Raw genomic sequence first — 19,058 nt, 5'->3', positions numbered from 1 at the left:
ATGGAAAAAGCCATTCAAGTGAAAGGGCTGCAAAAGTCCTATAAACAGCTTCATGTTCTAAAGGGCGTGGATTTCGAGGTGGAAAAAGGCAGTATTTTCGCCCTGCTCGGCTCCAACGGGGCGGGTAAGACAACGATTGTCAAAATCCTCACCACGCTGCTCAAGCAAGACGTCGGAGTCGCCACCGTAGGCGGATTCGATGTTGCGTCAAAGCCGGACCATGTGCGGCAGTCGATCAGTTTAACCGGGCAATTTGCTGCGGTTGACGAGATTTTGACCGGGCGGGAGAATCTTATTTTGATCGCCAAGCTGCGGCACCTTAAAAATCCGCGTGAGGTTGCGGATAACATGCTTAAACGCTTCGGCCTGACAGACGCCGCGGACCGAAAGGCATCTACTTATTCGGGTGGCATGCGCCGCAGGCTCGACATCGCCTTGAGCCTTGTGGGGAATCCGCAGATCATTTTCCTCGACGAGCCGACTACCGGGCTTGACCCCGAGGCTCGCATCGAGGTTTGGAAGACCGTCAAGGAACTTGCCGACGGCGGAACGACGATATTTCTAACCACTCAGTATTTGGATGAGGCGGAGCAACTTGCCGACCGAATCGCCATTCTCCACGAAGGTAGGATTATCGCCAATGGCACGCTCTCGGAGCTAAAAAAGCTGTTTCCGCAAGCGAAGGTGGAGTATGTGGAAAAACAGCCGTCGTTAGAGGAGATATTCCTCGCCATCGTCGGCAAGAAGGAGGCCATGTAAATGGAGACGGTAAAGAATCACTTTTTTAGCGATATGGGCGTTATGCTCGGGCGCTCCATGCGCCATATTTTCCGCAGCATGGACACCATCATCACGGTCTGCATCACTCCGATTGCGATGATGCTGCTGTTCGTCTATGTGTTCGGCGGCGCCATTCAAACCGGTACGGATAACTATGTGAACTACCTGTTGCCCGGCATCCTGCTCATTGCGATTGCAAGCGGCATATCCTATACGGCTTACCGCTTGTTTATGGATAAGCAACGGGGTATCATCGAGCGGTTCCACTCCATGCCGATTGCGCGTTCCGCCGTCCTATGGGGGCACGTGCTGACATCGGTGGTATCCAACGTCATTTCTCTTGTCGTCATTATTCTCGTAGCGCTTGTGATGGGCTTTCGATCGTCGGCGGGGGTACTGCCTTGGCTGGCCGTAGCCGGTATACTTCTACTGTTTACGCTGGCATTAACGTGGGTCGCGGCGATTGCCGGTTTGTCCGGAAAAACGGTGGAAGGTGCAAGCGCGTTTTCCTATCCGCTTATCTTCCTGCCGTTTATCAGCTCGGCCTTTGTGCCGACCGATTCGATGCCGAAGGTCGTTCGCGCTTTTGCCAATAACCAGCCGGTGACTTCAATCGTGGAAACCATCCGTGCGCTGCTGTCAGGTCAGCCTGTAGGCAATGATATATGGATCGCGCTTGCGTGGTGCGTCGGAATTACGCTCGTAGCGTATATCTTTGCGATGCGCGCGTACAAACGGAAAGCAGCATAAGGTTTGCAGGAGTCAAAGTAATGGAGAATAAAGATAACCAGGGAGCAGACTGCCATGGGGGCCTGTTCCCTTTCTTATTGAAGTAGGCATCAAATCGTGGATACCGTTACGCTAAAGGGGAACAGAGACTTTAGGTCTTTGGGGTTTTTAGGCGTTTGCCGTTACTAGGTCAGATGTCCCTACATAGAAATAAGCTGATGAGAAAGGCTTATACCATGAACAGGGATGGTGTAAAGCGGATGGCGCAAAACCAGAAAAAGACAGGTACAAGATTAACCGGAAGGATTGTATTTCCGGGCAATCCGTCATACAATGCGGCCAGAATGGAGTACAATAGGCGCTTCTCTAAATTTCCAAAGGTCATTGTTTTTTGCAGACGAACTCAGGATGTGATCAACGCAGTCAAATGGGCTCGTGAGCGGAGCGTACGGTTGAGAGTACGCAGCGGTCGGCACAGCTATGAAGGCTTTTCGACTGTAAATGGCGGTATTATTATCGATGTGAGCGAGATGAATAAGGTTAAGGTTGATCGAAAAAATAGGGTGGCCATTGTACAGACGGGAAATCCACTTGCCCGTGTGTACAAAAAGCTGTGGAATAAGCGTGTGGCACTTCCAGCTGGGACTGCGCCCGACGTAGGCGTAGCAGGCCTTACCCTGGGAGGCGGCATTGGACTTCTATCCCGCAAATATGGACTTACGTGCGATAACTTGAAACAAGTGAAGATGGTCATAGCTTCGGGGCGGTATGGGGCAAAGGCGATTGTGGCAAACAGGAGGAAACATTCCGATCTGTTGTGGGCATCGCGAGGCGGCGGGGGAGGGAACTTTGGCGTTGCTACAGCCTTTACTTTTCGGGTTAGACCCATTTCATCGGTTTCTATATACAGTATTACGTGGAAATGGGGTGATCTGGAGAAGGTGTTGCCGGTTTGGCAACGCTGGGCCCCGTCTGTCACGAACCGCTTAACCTCAACAATTGAGGTGGCTGCCAAGCAGGTGGGAACTATTGTATCTACCGGGCAATTACTTGGCGGTGCAGAGGAGCTGCGTCGATTGATTAGACCACTTTTGCGAGCAGGCACTCCGGTGAAGGTGCTGGTGAAGACAGTGCCTTTTATTGAGGCAACCAAATTTTTTGCCGAATCGGATCTGAATTTGGAACCGAAGTTTAAAATAGCCGGGGCTTACGGGCTTCAACCTTTGCCTCGTGAAGGAGTACGAATGATACGCCGCTTTTTATCCAAAGCACCCAACAAGCATTCTACCGTGTGGAGTCAAAGCTTGGGTGGTGCAGGAAGCGCGGTGAGTCGAGTGTCGCCTACTGCAACGGCCTATCCTCATCGGAAGGCTGAGACAATCTACGAACTGTCAGCCCGCTGGAGGAACAACGGGGAGCAGCAGCGGAATATTCAGTGGGTGAAAAGATTCCGCAGAGCGTTACGTCCCTTTGTTAAGGGGGATTATGTGAACTTTCCCGATTTGCAGATTAAGAACTGGCCCAAGGCGTATTATGGTATGAACTTCGGCAGATTGAAACAGGTGAAACGAAAGTACGATCCTCATAATGTGTTTCGTTTTGCTCAGAGTATTCCAGTGGGTAAACAGGTCAGAAAGTGATAATACTCGCACCAGATCTATATTGAAGCAAAGGAGCTGACGGCGGCAGCTCCTTTAGCAATTTTCGCCCTTCACGCTATCCAACATTCGCCTAGTTACTAAGGAAACTTCAGGTGTTATAATACTTTGTCGATAGCGTAACGGATATACATAATGTCTGTTCTTATCAAAAAGCTCGAGGTAATATAACCATAATACAGTCATCAGAGGGAATGATCATCATGAAGAAACGTATTGCTGTACGCTTATTTATTTTTATTTTTGTCCTAAGTTTGGTCCTTCCAGGACAAGCTTCGATGGAAGCGCTTAGCCAAGAACCGGTTATTAAAGATGAAAATCTCGAACAAGCGATTCATTCGTGGTTAGCTAAAAAAGGCGATGAACCACTTACCAAAGCGGATTTAGAATCTCTCACCGTTGTATCGTTAGCAGGTAAAGGAATTAAAGATCTGCAGGGATTGGAGTATGCCGTCAATATCACGGAACTCGATTTAGACCGTAATGAAATTACTGATCTTACACCGCTAAAGAACCTTTCAAAGATCCGTAGTCTTAGCCTCAAAGCAAATCAAATCTCATCGATTGAGGAATTGTCAGCTCTGAAGGATTTGAAATATCTAGAAATAAGCTGGAATCAGGTCTCATCCTTGGATGTAGTGAAGCAATTGCCTAGTCTAATCGAGTTGGAGGCCGACCACAATCAAATTTCGAATGTTCATGCCCTCTCTGGAGCCGCAGAATTAGCGTATTTGAAAATGAATGAGAATGCGATAGAAGACATAGCTCCCCTCGGCAATATAAAAAAGCTGACTTATCTTAATGTATCTAACAATAAAATTAAGGATTTTTCACCGCTGCGGATGCTGTCCAAAAGTCTGACGTATTTGGGGATTGACGGCGACCGGGTTACTGATCTTAAGCTGCTAGAAGGATTTAACAATCTCGAAGGTCTCTCTGCCAACAACAATAACATCGAGAGTCTTGCCCCTTTAGCGAAATTAACTAACTTGTCTACATTGGATCTATCCTCCAACGAGATTAAAGATTTAGACCCGTTAAAACAATTGAACAAGCTGGATAACCTCTACTTGGATAACAACCGAGTGTGGAATTTGGAACCGTTAAGAAATTTGAAATCCCTAAGAATCCTATATTTGAATAACAACCGGGTGTGGGATTTGGAGCCGATTCAAAATCATAGCTATGATTTTCATTGGGATACGGGGGCGGCACGCTACGGACTACAGTTGAGCGATAACTACTTGGACTTAAGCCAAGGAACCCCAACATATAAAATATTTAAAAAATTGAATGCGGATAATTACGATATTAGGTCTCAGCGTAAGACTCAACGCTTGATTATCGGCAACAAGACAGCCTATTTGGGCGACAGTATCTACAATTTAACGGCAGCGCCATTCATTCAAACAGGTCGTACCTACGTGCCTATTCGTTACATTTCCGAGAAACTTGGGGCAAATGTAAATTGGAACCAGAATACGAAAGAGGTAACGATTCAAAAAGACGGTAAAACGATTCGTTGGCGTGTGGGAAATAAGCAGGTTAAGATAAACCAGCAAACCGTGATGTCCGACGCTCCTTTGCTACTGAAAAATAACAGCACTTTCGTTCCCGTACGCTTTGTGTCGGAGAGGCTTAATACTTCTGTAGAATATTTAGGCAGCAAAAAAATGGTCATCATATTCGAGAATAAGACCGCATAACAGAATTCAATATCCATATTAGGACGCATCTAAGGACACTTGGGATGCGTCTTTTCTTAAAAACCTGCCGTTAGAAACAAAACGCCTTCGTTTCATCCTGAAACGAGGGCGTTTGTCTTCAATCTGAGACTAAGCGAAACAATCGCATTAGCCAATATCATTCTTGTGTACCGAACTTACGATTGGGTATAGGCACTTGCGTCAAAGTAAGCAAATTCCCACAGATGACCGTCCAGGTCCTCGAAGCTTCTCACATACATGAACCCGTGATCAGCCGGTTCTTTGGACTGCTTGCCTCCAGCGGCCAAAGCCTTGTCTACCAGTTCGTTCACATGGTCTCTGCTGTCGGCGGACAGTGCGATAATTCCTGCTGCGCCGCTGGCAACATTGGCAATCGGCTTGTTGATAAACGTCTGGAAATATGATTCCTTAAGCAGCTGAACGAAAGTATTGTCGTTGATCACCAGGCAGGCCGAATTCTCATCGGAGAATTGGGGGTTGAACTCAAAGCCGATACTGCCAAAAAAATCCTTCGTTCGATTGATGTCTTTTACAGGCAAGTTGATGTACGTTTGACTCGATTTGTAAGCCATTTTGGTCATCGCATCCTTTTTTATAAAATCCGCTTAGTGTTTTTCCAAGCGGTAAATCCAACTCCTGCGTTACTTAGACACTGAGTTCGCGCCGGCAAAGCTCTTGAGCGAATCACGCTTCAGGTACATAAGGATGGCCACAAAGATCAAGATCACAAACGGCACCATGGCATCCCCAACGAGACCTGCTACGAGGTTCGTCACAGTCGCACCGATCAAGATGACAAGCATGACGGCGATCGATGCAACTGCCGCTTTATGACTGCGGTAGCCTGCGAGAAGAACCAGCGCCGCCAGCGCTTCGAAAACGCCGACTGTGTAGATCAAAGCAACCGGCGTACCCAACTTGTCGGTGAACAGCTCCCTGATCTGGTCGGTACTCGAGAAGATCTTAGTAGCACCAGCAAACAGAAAATCCAGCACTAATAATCCTTGCAGAATGCGTGATGCCCATTTCATCGATTATGATCTCCTTTGATTGAGGATGATTCCCTAAGTAATTTTTTAAATGGTATATCAACTGGGACAATCTGTATTGTACGAATCGGAATATTCATGATTAATTCTGTCTTTGCCCGAGAGGTTTATCCAACGTTTTGTCGTATATTATTACCACAAGCAGAAATTCCAGAGGTGAGATCCCCATGAGCAACCTTGCCATCAGGCGATTATCGCCGAGCCCTGTTCTGAAAGAATACATCAAAGACATCTGGGTGTTCGAGAGCAGTGGGAGGCTTGGCAAAGCTGAGATGCAGACCATCGCGCCCAATGGCGCCGTGAAGCTGCTCTTGCACTATGAGGGGCATCTTGTGGGCCGGATCGGCGAACATGCTTCTCTGATGGCGAAACACCAGCTGTTCGTCGCAGGAGTATCTGACTGCCCTACTATTGCTGATTTCGATCGAGGCAAGCCGTTCGGCTGCATCAGTATCGAACTCAATCCCGCTGCCGCCTATCGTCTGCTCGCCGTTCCGCAGCACGAATTGCGCAATACAATCGTGACGTTTGGCGAGCTTATCGGCACACCTGCCGCCCGCATCCTGGAAGAGCGGATGTATCTGGCGTCGAATCCGGAGGATAAGGCAGTTCTGCTTCAAGAATACCTGATCTGGGCGCTCAACCGGACGGAGAGGGACGAGACGTTCGAACATGTCGCGGCTGCGATCATGAACGCGCGCGGCCTGATCTCGATGGCTGCGCTCTCGCACGAGACGGGACGAAGCGATCGGTGGCTTCGCGCCAAGTTTGCGGAGCGGCTGGGCATCGGCCCCAAAGCATTCTCCTCGATCGTTCGTTTCCAATCATGCTTCCAAGCGTTGCTCCGAGACAAGAGCGGCTTCCTGCAAAGCAGACATTTCAACGATCACTACTACGATCAAGCGCACTTCATAAAGGAATTCAAACGATTCATAGGGTACTCTCCAACCAGATATACGGCGCTGCAAAACGATGTGGGTGAGATCATCTATAGATAATTCAGGCCGCTTCATTCTAACCATCCAGTTTGAAGTCGTTGTCCGATTCATGCATCCGCAGACATTCGGCTTCGCGGCATTCGGCGAAGGCGACGAGATTGCGTTTATCCGCGCGGCAGCGCTTAAACGGAGTTCGCCCGCAGCCGGGTGATTAAGGCCGAACTCCTCGATAAACTTCAAAAAATCCCCGATTATTGTCGCGAAGCATTCAAACCGTAGATTGAAGGCGGTTGAAAGCTTCTTTTTTTACCCGAATTGTAACGAATGGCCGGTACGCTCCTTGCCATGAAGCCCCACTTCCCCCCCAAAAATCTAACGTTTGTTGACTGCGGTCTCATGTTTTTTGTCTAGAATGCAGCTGGCGACTTTCTATACAATGACATCAATAAGATTGAGCAGGATGTTCAGCGAATGCCCTTACGGAGGACTGAAAGCGTGTACACGCTGAACGCGATCAAACGCAAGGAGTGGCTAACATGGACATGAAGGGCGGACGAAAACGCCTGCGAACGCGCTGGCGCACACAGGATACCGAACTGACGCTTCTGGCCTTGCCGACGACCATCTGGTACATCTTGTTTTGTTTCTTGCCGATGTTCGGCCTCATTATTGCCTTTAAAGATTTCAAGATCCACGGGGGTTTTCTGAGCAACGTCATACACAGCGAATGGACCGGGTTCAAAAACTTTGAATTTCTGTTCAAGTCGAACGATGCTTGGGTCGTAATCCGCAATACGCTGGGATACAATTTGATATTCATCATTCTGAGCATCGCGGTACCCGTCACATTAGCGCTGATGATCGGTCAACTGCACAGCAGGAAGGCCGGCAAAATCTATCAAACGATGATGTTCTTGCCGTACTTCCTGTCCTGGGTCGTTGTTTCCGCCATTGTTTGGGCGTTTCTAAGCTTCGATAAAGGAATCGCCAATCAATTCCTGGCCGACCTGGGCAAGGATCCCGTGAACTGGTATATGGAGCCTAAATATTGGCCGTACTTTCTTGTCTTCATGAATGTATGGAAGGGATTGGGCTACGGTATGGTTGTCTATTTGGCGACCATCACCGGCATCGACAGCACGTATTACGAGGCTGCCGTAATCGACGGCGCTTCCAAGTGGCAGCAAGCGCGATTTATTACGCTGCCTCTCATGAAGCTTGTCATCGTGATGATGTTCATCTTGGCTGTAGGCCGCATCTTCTACACGGATTTCGGTTTGTTCTTCCAAGTGCCTCGGGATTCCAACTCGTTGTTCAACGTAGCGACTACTATTGACGTTCTCGTGTACAAGCAGCTCAAGACCGCTACGGTAGGCATGGCTTCCGCTTCCGCTTTCGTACAATCCGTGATGGGTTGTGTGACCATTCTGATTGCCAACTGGGTCGTTCGCCGTGTTGATCCGGACAGTGCAATGATGTAAAGGAGGAAGCGGGAAATGAATACGAGAGCGAAGTATGAGACGGGTCTCGACAAATTCAACCGGATCGGGACCGCCGCGAACGTGGGTTTCCATCTGATCTTTATTCTATTGGCGTTGGTTTGCCTCGTGCCAGTCCTCGTGGTACTGTCCATATCGCTAACCAGCGAGGATTCTATCCGCAATAACGGCTATCATCTCTTTCCGGCGGCTTTTTCCGGAGAGGCTTATCACTATATTGCGCACCAAGGGAAGATGATTACTAGGGCGCTCGGCATCTCCGTGCTTGTTACCGTCGTCGGCACTGCGCTGGGCGTGTTGCTTACGACTTCGATGGGGTATGTCATTTCCCGGCCGAATTACAAGCTTAAAGGGCTGCTGACCTGGATCGTATTCATCCCGATGGTGTTCAACGGAGGTTTGGTGTCCAGCTACTATATCAACTCGAATTTACTGGGCCTGAAAGATACGGTATGGGCGCTGATTCTGCCGCTGGCCGTCTCCTCCTTCAACGTCATCATTTGCAAAACCTTTTTCAGAAGCACCATTCCGGACGCGCTGATCGAATCCGCCGAAATGGACGGCGCGGGCCAGCTGCGCATCTTCTGCTCGATCGTGCTGCCGATTTCGCTGCCGGTACTGGCCACCGTCGGATTGTTCCTTTGTTTCGCCTATTGGAATGATTGGTTCCAATCCATGCTGTACATCAACAACCAGAGCCTGTACTCGCTGCAGGCGTTGTTGAACAGTTTGATGACCAACGTGGACGCCCTGGCGAAGAACGCTTCCAGCATGGGCATCAGCTATGCGGAGCTTGTCGCCACCATGCCCAAGGAATCCGCGCGCATGGCCGTGGCCATCGTCATTGTGGTTCCCGTGGCCGTTGCCTACCCGTTCTTCCAGAAATACTTTATTTCCGGTCTGACGGTGGGCGCCGTGAAAGGATAACCCGAAATAAACCGGATTCGTCTGGTTTATGATATCCACCGCACGAGGTAGACGGTGGGAAAGAAGAAAGAGATCAAAGGGAGGAAATGGATATGAAAAAGACAAAGAAGCAACTGCTTGCAATCAGTGCGGCGGCGCTCTTGACAACCGCTCTTGCGGGCTGCGGATCCTCGAATTCCAATTCCGAGTCAAGCGGCAGCACGCCTTCCAACGCCAACACGCCTGCTAACACACAGACGGAAGCGACCAAGCCTGCCGATTCGGGCAATGCGCCTACGCTGGTATGGTGGACGATTGGCGGCCAAATGCCTGCCAATTTCGACAAAGCCGTCGCAGCGATGAACGAATACACGGCCGAGAAGATCGGCGTGAAAGTCGACATCAAGGTAGCAAGCTGGGGCGACTGGGATACGAAGATCAATACAATCGTGAACACCGGCGAGCCTTTCGACATCATGTTTACGAACAACAGCAAGTACAGTCAGCAAGTTGCCATGGGCGCGTTTGCCGACTTGACCGACTCGGTGCAAAGCGAATCGCCCGAGCTCTACAAGCTCATCCCTCAGAAGGTCTGGGACGGCACGAAGATCGGCGGGAAAATCTACTCCGTGCCGACGTACAAGGACTCGTCTTTGACCCAATACTGGGTGTTCGACGACAAGTACGTGCAGAAATACGGCATCGATACTGCTGGCATCAAGACGTTGAAAGACCTCGACAAACCGTTCCGCGATATGAAGGCCGGCGAAGGCAAAAGCTTCTACCCGCTGTCGCTCACCCAAGGCGACGGATTTAACGGATTCTTCAACGGCTACGATGATATGACGCTCGGTCTGGCGCCAATCGGCGTCAAAGTCGACGACGCTTCCCGCAAAGTCGTCTCCGTGCTGGAGCAGCCGGACATCATGGACGGTCTGAAGCTGCTGCACCAATGGTACAAGGACGGCATCGTCAATCCGGATGCACCGACTAAAACCGAAGCGGACAAGGGCCGCCCGTTCTTCGCGGCGCAGGCATTCCCTGGCGCGGAAGCGAACTGGCAGATCACGGAAGGCGTTCAGAAGTACGACATGTTCCAAATCTTTGGTCCGATTTACACGACGAGCACGATCCAAGGTTCCCTGAACGCCATCTCGGCCAATTCGAAATATAAGAATGAAGCTTTGAAATATCTGCAACTGGTCAATACGGATCCGAAGCTGCGCAATATGCTGGCCTTCGGCGAGCTGGGCGTCGACTATGACAACGTGGATGGCGAGAAAGTGGTTGAGCGCAAAACGGATACATGGCCGTTGGCCGCTTATACGCAAGGTACGTTCTTCGACCTGGCTGTAACGAAAGGCGCTCCAGTCGATCAGTGGGATCAAGTCCGCAAGCTAAACGATCAAGCGACTTCCTCCACGAACTTGGGCTTTGCTCTGGACATCAGCAAGCTGAGCACCGAAGTGGCCAATACGAAAGCGGTATGGGACAAATATCGTTATGAACTGCTTACAGGCGCTTCCGATCCGGAGAAGACGGTACCGAAGATCGTGGCGGAACTGAAGGCCGCCGGCATGGATACGATTATGAAGGCCGCCCAAGAGCAAATCGATACGTATTTCAAATAATCTTGTAGGTCATCAACATCCAGAAAACCCGAGCGGAGATTGCCGTTCGGGTTTTCTGGCAACTCATGATTGCCTTTATCGATAACAACGTTATATGGTTGAGCGGTGGGGGGCGACAAAAGCCTATTGCAAAGGAGACGCCGCATGCGTTCATTTATGCGAATCAAGATCTATCGCGGCAAATTCATTGCATATGCGGTATTTGTAGTGCTCATCGGCCTGGCGCTCGGCGCGCTCACCTGCGCGGTACTGCTGGATCAATGGGTGGGAAATTCTCGGAACGAGGCCGCCGGAGCGTTCTCTCGGGTGGAAAATACCCTTCAGTACGATGCCGACCGTATCGAAGCATTCATGCAGCGGGTGTACTCCAACAGCGGACTGGTGTCCGACATTCGCAGTTTCTTGGGAAATAACGCGGAAGGCTATCTGACGAGCAGGCTGCAGGGCAGCCACTATAACCGACCGCTCGTCTCCTTTCCCGACGATATGAAATCCTTTCTGAGCAACGGGGGCAAGGGAGACATCACGCAAATCAGCTTGCATACCGAACAAGAGGGCAACGTAGTGAGCTTTGACAGTAACGGCAATACGAGTTTTCTATTCCGTCTGCCCAACACGGATGAAACGTTCCGCGAGACGATCCAAAAAGGATTCGTCTACCACAAAAAGCTTTCGGATCCTAACCAGATCTCGCGCCAGCTGGGCGAATTCCGATTCCTGGTCAGCAGCGACCGGATTTTTAAGACGGTGCAAAATGACCGTTTGGATGAAGCTGCGGCAGTCAGCGCTTCCGGAGACGTGTACCTGATCGCCGGCAGCAGCCGTAACACGGAGGAACTGGTTCGCCGGGTCGTTGCGGATGGACGCACGCACGGCTTTCTATCGACGGGATTTGCGGACCGTGCGTATTTTGTAACGTTCAACTCCAACGCGTTCAATTATCGGTTCGTCAGCATCGTGGATTTGGCCTCGCTGATCCGTCAAAAAGCGAATGTGCTGCTCATCGTGTTTCTCATCGTGCTGGCTGCGATGATCTGCGTCCTGCTGCTCATCGTTTACAATCTGCGCGAGGATGCGAACTTCCTGCGGCGGATCATCATTTCCATCGGACGCGTGAAAACGGCGGATTTTACGCCGGTTAACCCGGCCCGCTACCGGAGAAACGAATACGGCATGATCGCCCGGGAATTGGACGATATGATCCATCAGCTGGATCGGCATATCCGCACCAATTATCTACTAAAACTCAAGCAGCAAGAAACTGAAATGAAAGCGCTTCAGCATCAAATAAATCCACACTTTTTGTATAATACGCTCGAGGTTATTCGTTCCTCTGCGCTGGTGAACAACGCCGACTATACATCCGACGCCATCGCCACCCTGGGCGCGCTGTACCGTGAGATCGTGAAAAACGAGAATATCATTCCGCTCGGCAGCGAGCTGAACTTGCTTCAAAAATACTTGAAAATCATGGAATTCAAATATCCGGACCGATTTTATTATCAGTTCAATGTGGAACCGGCGTTAATCTCCTTGCCCACCGTGAAATTCTGGTTGCAGCCGCTGGCGGAGAACTTTTTCGTTCACGGCTTTAACCCAAAGAGCGAGTTCAACCTGCTCATCGTTAACGGCTGGGAGGAAGAGGAGCGTTTCGTGCTGGAGATCGTGGACAACGGCAACTGGATCTCCGATGAGCGCTTAGCCGAAATCAGGAATAAGCTTTCCAGAAGCGACGACGCCCCGGTGGACAACATTGGTCTACGTAACGTATATACCCGGCTGCACTTTTTCTATGGGGCGGGTTTCTCCATGAAGATCGACAACAACGAGGAAGCCGGCGTTAAAATATCCGTGATCCTATCCAAGGAGGCTGCTAACGATGTACAAGCTGCTGATCGTAGATGACGAGCCGCAGATTTTGGAGGGAATGAAGCGAACGATTGACTGGGAGAAGTACGGCTTTGGCCGCATCGAGACGAGCGAAACGTATGAGGGAGCTATTTCGAAGGCGGTGGAGTTTTTGCCGGATTTGGCTATCTTCGATGTATGTATCGGCAAGCAGCGCGGTTATGACGCCATCCACAAGCTCAACGAACTGCGTCTTCCCTCGAAGTATATTATCATGAGCGGCTATGGCGAATTCCAGTATGCGCTGGAGGCCATTCGCTGCGGGGTCAAGGACTACCTGCTCAAACCCGTCGATCGTTCGAAGCTGCAGAATCTGGTCGAGAAGATTATCGAAGAAGATCTGCACGGTACGCTGGCAGGCGCGAATCGCGACGACCTGGACATGGACCCGGTGCTCGGCGTGCGCTACGACAGCCTGTCCAAGCTGACCAATCGCATTCTGTTGATCGTCAAGGCGGAGTATGCCCAGAACTTGAGCTTGAAATCGGTTGCGGAACGTTTTCGTATGAACGGAACGTACCTCGGGCAGCTATTCCTCAAGGAGACGAAAAAGAAGTTTTCGGAATATTTAATGGCCTACCGGATGCTTCGCGCCCAGGAACGCATTCGGTCCACGGAAGAGAAAATTATCAGCATCGCGCTTTCCGTCGGATATCCCAACCTGAACTATTTCTATTCTCATTTCCACGCTTATTTCGGCAAATCGCCCTCGGATTTGCGGAGAAAGGAATAATGACGCCATGCGACAACAACGGAATTGGAGTCGCCTCGTTGCATCCTTCGTGCTCGTCATGATGCTGACGCTGCCTTTATCCGGCTGTTTTGCCACATCCGGCAATGGCGAGAATGCCGCATTGGCCGGCGATACGGTGAATTTGATCTATTACACGATCGGGGATCGAGACAAGGACCTTCAGATGGTCAACGACAAGATCAACGAGATCCTGGCCAAGAAAATCGGCGTTACCGTCACTTATATCAAAGTGGGCTGGCAGGAGTACGGAGACCGTCTGAACACCCTCGTGTCGGCGGGAACTCCCTTTGACATCGCTTTTGCGCCGGAGTACGCTACCTACGCGCAGCGAGGCGCGTGGCTGAGGCTGAACGACTATCTATCGAACGTGGGGAAGGATATGTATGACGCAATCGACCCTATTTTCTGGCAAGGCGTGCGGATGGATGACGGCGGCATCTACGGCGTGCCGACCAATAAAGAATTAGCCGTGCGCGACCAGTGGATGTACCCGGATACGCTAGTCAAGAAGTACCATATTGACATCTCGAAGTACACGACGTTGGCATCGCTTGAACCGCTGTTACGGATGATCAAGCAGAAGGAACCCGCTTATCAGCCGATGGAACTCGACAAGGAATCTCAGAACTTCTTCGCCTTGGACGGCTACGAATACGTGTTGGAGAAGAAGCTTCCGCTAATGGTGCGAGTCCCGGATCCCCATTCCCCGGTCGTGAATATTTTCGAAACCGAAGAAGCCCGGAAAGTGCTAGACCTTCTTCGGCATTACTATGTGGAGGGCTATATCAATGAGGACGCGGCCATGCGGGAAAGTCAGGGACTGAAGCGGGGCGCGCCGGTATTCTGGAAAGCCGCGGGGGGCGGCCCGCTGGCGGAAAATAGTTGGAGCAAGGATCGCGGTTACAAGCTTGCGGCTTACCCTGTAACCCCCGCGTTGATCACGACGGAATCCACTCGAGGAGGGGTTATGGCCATCAGCGCGGATACGAAGCATCCCGTCGAGTCCGTCAAGTTTCTCAATCTGCTGAACACGGATCCCGAGGTGCGCAATCTGTTCAATTTCGGAATCGAGGGCGTGCATTACACCTTGGATCGTTACGGCCAGGTGGTGCCCAATCCGCCCAAGGACAATAAAGGCAATCCGATCCCGGACGCGCAGCCAAACTACGGAGGCGTGCAGTACACCCAGGGCAATTGGTTCATCTTGAAGACCATGGGCGGAGAATTCCCGGATCCCTTGGACAAATGGAATCAGTTCCGCGTCAGCAACAAGGAAGCGGTCGAATCGAGCACGCTGGGTTTTACCCCGGACTTGTCCCGGATGCCCATCCAGATGCAGAACATCCAGATGGTCTGGGAGAAATACTTCCCCAGCCTGATGACGGGCAGCGTGAACGTAGATTCGGTGCTGCCGAAGTTTAATCAGGAGCTTCGGCAGGCGGGCATCGACGAGGTGCGGTCCGAAGTGCAAAGGCAGCTTGACGCCTGGCGAGACGCCCATCAGGAATGGGAAATGCCCTCTTTTAAGGATTTGTCGGCGTCCAGGCGGTAGCTTGCGATCGCCCGATTTATTCAGCTTCAAAAGCGGCGCTTCATTCACCCGATCGACAGCAACTCGCGGATCTCCTGCTCGGTCAAGGCGGACAGCGCCTCCTGACCGGGCTGGATCACTTCGTCGATCAGATGCTTTTTGCGCTGCTGGAGCTCGTACATCTTGTCCTCGACCGTGCCCTGCGCGACGAGCCTGATGATCTGAACGACGTTCATCTGTCCGATCCGGTGCACGCGGTCCGCGGCCTGCTGTTCGACGGCGGGGTTCCACCAGAGGTCGTAGAGGATGACCGTGTCCGCGCCGGTCAGGTTCAGACCCGTGCCGCCGGCCTTGAGCGAAGCGAGGAACAAGTCCCGCTCGCCGCCGTTGAACCGGTCGCACAGTTCCAGCCGCTCGGCGGCGGGCGTCTGCCCGTCCAGGTAGAAGTGCGTGAACCCGCGCGCGCCGAGCTCCCGGCGGATGAGGCCGAGCATCTCGGTGAACTGCGAGAAGACGAGCGCGCGCTTGCCCGCGCTCCGGCATTCCTCGAGAATCTCCAACAGCTGCTCGAACTTGGCCGACCCGCCCGCATAGTCTTCGACGAAGAGGGCGGGATGGCAGCACAGCTGGCGCAGGCGCGTCAGGCCGGCGAGGATGCGGATCCGGTTCTTGTGGAACGTCTCCTTGTCCAGATGCTTGAGCGCTTCCGCCTTCAGCTTGGCGAGATAGGCGGCGTAGAGCTTCTTCTGCTCGGGCAGCAGGTCGGAGGACTGGAGCGTCTCGATCTTGTCCGGCAGCTCCCGGAGCACGTCCGTCTTGACCCGGCGGAGGACGAACGGGCGAATCCGCTCGGCCACGGCCTCCCGGGACATCTCGCCGAACGCGCGACGGCTTGGCAGCAGCTCCGGGAACACGGCGCCGAAGATCGAATGCAGCTCCTCCAGCGCATTCTCCACCGGCGTGCCGGTAAGCGCGAAGCGGTGCGTCGCCTGAATCCGTTTGACGGCTTGCGCCGTCTGGGTCGCCTGGTTCTTGAACGCCTGCGCCTCGTCGAGCACGAGCGTATGGAACGGCTGCGCCGCATAGCGGACGATGTCGCGGCGGAGCAGCGGATACGAGGTGATCACGACGTCCGTGCGGGAGATGTCCCGCAGCGTCGCCTCGCGCTCCGCGCGGCTCCCGTCCGCGATGACGGCGCGCAGCTCCGGGGCGAACTTGGCCAGCTCGCTCCGCCAGTTGTACATGAGCGATGCCGGGCAGACGACGAGCGCGGGCTGCCCGCGCTCGCGAAGCTCGGGCAGCGCGGAGAGGAGGAAGGCGATGCTCTGCACCGTCTTGCCCAGTCCCATGTCGTCGGCGAGGATGCCGCCGAAGCGGTAATGCGCGAGCGTCTTCAGCCATTGGTAACCGTATGCCTGGTAATCCCGCAGCACCGAAGCCAACCGTTCGGGGACGGGGAAGTCGAGCTGATCCGGGTGGCGCATGTTCGCGAGCAGCAGGCGCAGCGAACGGCCCAGCTTCACGGACGATCCGGATTCGTCCGCGTTCATCAAGATCAGGCCGCGGACGGCGGGCAGACGGAGCGTCGTCCCCTTCAGATCCGAGCTTCGGACGCCCATGCCGTCCAGCAGGCGACCGATCTCGGCGAAGTCCGCGCGCTCCAGCGGGACGAACGCGCCGTTCTGGAGACGGTGATAACGGCGCTTCTCCTCTAGCGACTTCAGCAGCGAGCGGATCTCCGCTTCCGGGATGCCGGACAGATTGAACTTGAATTCCATCCAGTCGGTCCGCTCATCCACGTCCACCTTCACCTTCGCGGGCGCGGACCCGACGAACAGCCGAGGCTTCACGGCCGACGTCGCGTAGACGGTCAGGAGCTTCTCCAGCTGCGGCACGACTTGATAGAGGAACTCGAACTCGCCGTCCTCGTCGCCGCCCATGACGTAGCCGGCTTCGGTCTTCGCGAAGGCGCTCTCCTCCATGAGCTGGAGGATGCGCCGCTCGCGCTCGCCGTCCCGCACCAGGATGCGCCGATCGCCGCGGTCCGGGTCGGGCCCTTCGAGCGGATTCAGGACGATGTCTCCGTATTGGAATTCGAGGCCGGCGAGCAGCCGGTCCCGAACCCGGTCCAGATACAGACTCGCCTTCAACGGCGCTTGCACCAGACGATCGGACACCGTATCGGCGATATGAACGCTGCCCAGCTTCATCAAGCCCGGGACGACGCGCGCCATGAAGGCTTCCATCCGCGAGGCGGGAATCCGGACCGGCGCTCCGCGCGCGTCGTCCAGCATGCGCTTCAGCTCCGCGAGGCGTCCGCACGAGGCTGCGCCCGGCTTGTACAGCATGCCGCCGGCGAGCACGGTCTCGTAGCCTTCCATGACGACGACCTCGTCCAGCCCTTCGGCCTGCAGCAGGTAGCCGCCGTCACCGGCTTCGTGCCCCTCGCGGCCGGGCATATGCGGCTCCCGCTGGCTGTCGTCCCGGCCGAAAGCAAACCGCAGCGGCATCCGCTCGTTCGACGATGCGACCCGCTCGTAGACGCGGTCGCCCTGGACGATCCGCGCGCCGGGCGCGCGCTCCAGCAGGGCGAGCAGCTCCGGCCAGGCGGCGGGCGGCACGGGCAGCAAGCGGTCGCCGCTCGGACCGCCGGCCGGGTAGAGGCTCGCGGTCTCGCGGTACAGCGCCTCGTCGCGGCTGATTCGGATCAGCCGGCGAATGACCGCGTCGTCTTCGGGACCGAATCTGTGCTGCTCCGGATCGTAGGCGAACAGCTTCGTGAACGGATAGGACGTCCCCCGGTCGACGCGCGCCAAGAAGTCGCGGATGCGCGGGACGGCGAACGTCCGCTTCGGTCCGAGCTTCAGCTCGATGGCGAACAGCGCCTTGCCGTCGGCATAGCGAAAGGCCCTGCATTCGATCTCGACGATCAGCGGCGTCCGCGCGTCGAACAGCAAGCGGGGGCCGCTCGGAAGCGCCGGCTTGTCCTCGAAAAGGCTGAGCACGCCGTCGGCCAGCCTCGACTCGCCGGGGCCGTCGGGATCGGCCGAGTCTTCCGGCGCGGCGGCAGATCGCGCAGCGAGCCGCGCCGCGGACGCCTTCGCGCCGGCGGCTTGTTGGTCGCGCGACACTTGGAGCAGCACGGCTGCGATATGATTGCAGTATTTGTCGTAGGAGGCCAGGGAGGGGCAGGCGCACCGCGCGTCCACGTCCCCTGCGGACGAGAGCCGAACGGTCACTTCGTAGCGGCCTTTGCCGCTGCCTTGCACTTCGGCTTCGTACAGACGCGCGGCCGCATCGTAGCGGGTGAAGATCACCTTGCCCGCCCGGACGTACGCTTCCCCGCTCTCGAAGGCGATCCGTCCGCAGAGCAGCTTGACGGTCCGGCGGGTGATCAGGGCGCTCATGCAAGAGGCCTCCTTTTGCGATGGGATCAGACGTTCCGGTAGATACGCTCTATCATACCAGAAATTCGCCCCCGCTTGAAACCTTGCCGCCGCTCCCATCCGAAGCAGCCAGCCGCTTCCGGTAATCGTTGGGCGATTCGGGGCGAGATCGCCTTCAATACTTATTCGATTTTTGGGCGTGTCCGCGCATGACTGGCGAGGCGCGGCGGCGTGCAGTATGATGAACGTAACGACATACTGCCAAAGGAGACCGCCATGTGCCGAAATATTAAGACGCTGTTCAACTTCGAACCGCCGGCGACCGAGGACGAGGTCCGCGCCGCTTCGCTGCAGTTCGTACGGAAGCTTTCCGGATTCAACGAGCCATCGAAGGCGAACGCGGAGGCGTTCCATCGCGCCGTCGACGAGGTGGCGGCGGTCGCGCGCAACCTGCTGGATTCCCTGGTCACCCAAGCCGAGCCTCGCAACCGCGAGATCGAAGCCGAACGCGCTCGCTTGAGAAATGCCAAGCGCTTCGGCCTCGCGGAAGACTAAGCCGAGA

16 protein-coding genes are annotated in these 19,058 nt (G+C 54.0%); 13 read left to right on the top strand and 3 right to left on the bottom strand.

Translation table 11 applies throughout. The features are described 5' to 3' along the window. From H7C19_RS23540 to H7C19_RS23525, 4 genes are all read left to right on the top strand, one after another. On the top strand, window positions 1-759 hold the full coding sequence (locus tag H7C19_RS23540; RefSeq protein WP_185671523.1) for an ABC transporter ATP-binding protein: 759 nt from the start codon (window positions 1-3) through the stop codon (window positions 757-759). Continuing rightward, window positions 760-1,530, top strand: coding sequence for an ABC transporter permease (locus tag H7C19_RS23535; protein ID WP_185671522.1), 771 nt, complete (start codon window positions 760-762; stop codon window positions 1,528-1,530). It abuts the gene before it with no gap. A gap of 239 nt (window positions 1,531-1,769) precedes the next feature. Beyond that, window positions 1,770-3,149: an FAD-binding oxidoreductase gene (locus H7C19_RS23530; RefSeq protein WP_185671521.1), complete on the top strand. Its 1,380-nt coding sequence runs from the start codon at window positions 1,770-1,772 to the stop codon at window positions 3,147-3,149. Between the two features lie 221 nt (window positions 3,150-3,370). Beyond that, entirely contained in the window at window positions 3,371-4,873 is a 1,503-nt protein-coding gene (locus tag H7C19_RS23525) for a leucine-rich repeat domain-containing protein (RefSeq protein ID WP_185671520.1), read from the top strand. Window positions 4,874-5,049: 176 nt separating this feature from the next. Here H7C19_RS23525 and H7C19_RS23520 read toward each other — a convergent pair whose 3' ends face one another. Next, complete coding sequence (locus H7C19_RS23520; protein ID WP_185671519.1) at window positions 5,050-5,466, bottom strand: VOC family protein; 417 nt, start codon at window positions 5,464-5,466, stop codon at window positions 5,050-5,052. Window positions 5,467-5,535: 69 nt separating this feature from the next. After that, window positions 5,536-5,925, bottom strand: a complete 390-nt coding sequence (locus H7C19_RS23515) for a DoxX family protein (RefSeq protein WP_185671518.1) — start codon at window positions 5,923-5,925, stop codon at window positions 5,536-5,538. A 185-nt stretch (window positions 5,926-6,110) separates the two neighbouring features. On the opposite strand from H7C19_RS23515, the gene H7C19_RS23510 reads away from it, so the two are divergent. The 8 genes from H7C19_RS23510 to H7C19_RS23480 all read left to right on the top strand — a co-directional run bounded on the left by H7C19_RS23510 (window position 6,111) and on the right by H7C19_RS23480 (window position 15,131). Then, window positions 6,111-6,941 carry a helix-turn-helix domain-containing protein gene (locus H7C19_RS23510; protein ID WP_185671517.1) on the top strand — a complete coding sequence of 277 codons (831 nt, stop codon included), beginning with the start codon at window positions 6,111-6,113 and terminating at the stop codon, window positions 6,939-6,941. Next, complete coding sequence (locus H7C19_RS35885; protein ID WP_446681761.1) at window positions 6,916-7,092, top strand: alpha-1,3-galactosidase-related protein; 177 nt, start codon at window positions 6,916-6,918, stop codon at window positions 7,090-7,092. Before H7C19_RS23510 ends, H7C19_RS35885 begins: the two co-directional genes overlap by 26 nt. A gap of 325 nt (window positions 7,093-7,417) precedes the next feature. Next, window positions 7,418-8,362: an ABC transporter permease gene (locus H7C19_RS23505; RefSeq protein WP_185671516.1), complete on the top strand. Its 945-nt coding sequence runs from the start codon at window positions 7,418-7,420 to the stop codon at window positions 8,360-8,362. 15 nt (window positions 8,363-8,377) lie between these two features. Further along, window positions 8,378-9,307 (top strand): carbohydrate ABC transporter permease, encoded by a 930-nt coding sequence (locus tag H7C19_RS23500; RefSeq protein ID WP_185671515.1) that lies wholly within the window; start codon window positions 8,378-8,380, stop codon window positions 9,305-9,307. 92 nt (window positions 9,308-9,399) lie between these two features. Then, window positions 9,400-10,917 carry an ABC transporter substrate-binding protein gene (locus H7C19_RS23495; protein WP_185671514.1) on the top strand — a complete coding sequence of 506 codons (1,518 nt, stop codon included), beginning with the start codon at window positions 9,400-9,402 and terminating at the stop codon, window positions 10,915-10,917. Window positions 10,918-11,073: 156 nt separating this feature from the next. After that, a complete protein-coding gene (locus H7C19_RS23490; RefSeq protein ID WP_246469705.1) occupies window positions 11,074-12,822 on the top strand; it encodes a sensor histidine kinase in 1,749 nt (582 codons plus the stop codon). Continuing rightward, a complete protein-coding gene (locus H7C19_RS23485; protein ID WP_185671512.1) occupies window positions 12,797-13,558 on the top strand; it encodes a response regulator transcription factor in 762 nt (253 codons plus the stop codon). Before H7C19_RS23490 ends, H7C19_RS23485 begins: the two co-directional genes overlap by 26 nt. A gap of 7 nt (window positions 13,559-13,565) precedes the next feature. Next, window positions 13,566-15,131: an ABC transporter substrate-binding protein gene (locus H7C19_RS23480; protein WP_185671511.1), complete on the top strand. Its 1,566-nt coding sequence runs from the start codon at window positions 13,566-13,568 to the stop codon at window positions 15,129-15,131. A 44-nt stretch (window positions 15,132-15,175) separates the two neighbouring features. Here the strand turns inward: H7C19_RS23480 and H7C19_RS23475 are convergent, their stop codons facing one another. Next, window positions 15,176-18,517 (bottom strand): DEAD/DEAH box helicase, encoded by a 3,342-nt coding sequence (locus H7C19_RS23475; RefSeq protein ID WP_185671510.1) that lies wholly within the window; start codon window positions 18,515-18,517, stop codon window positions 15,176-15,178. A gap of 255 nt (window positions 18,518-18,772) precedes the next feature. On the opposite strand from H7C19_RS23475, the gene H7C19_RS23470 reads away from it, so the two are divergent. Next, the gene (locus H7C19_RS23470) at window positions 18,773-19,051 is read left to right on the top strand and encodes a DUF2277 domain-containing protein (protein WP_185671509.1); all 279 of its coding nucleotides are present in this window, start codon (window positions 18,773-18,775) and stop codon (window positions 19,049-19,051) included. Window positions 19,052-19,058: the final 7 nt, after the last annotated feature.

The sequence above is a fragment of the Cohnella nanjingensis genome, from assembly GCF_014212125.1.
GTDB lineage: Bacteria > Bacillota > Bacilli > Paenibacillales > Paenibacillaceae > Cohnella > Cohnella nanjingensis.
This window is presented reverse-complemented; position numbering and strand designations above follow the sequence as displayed.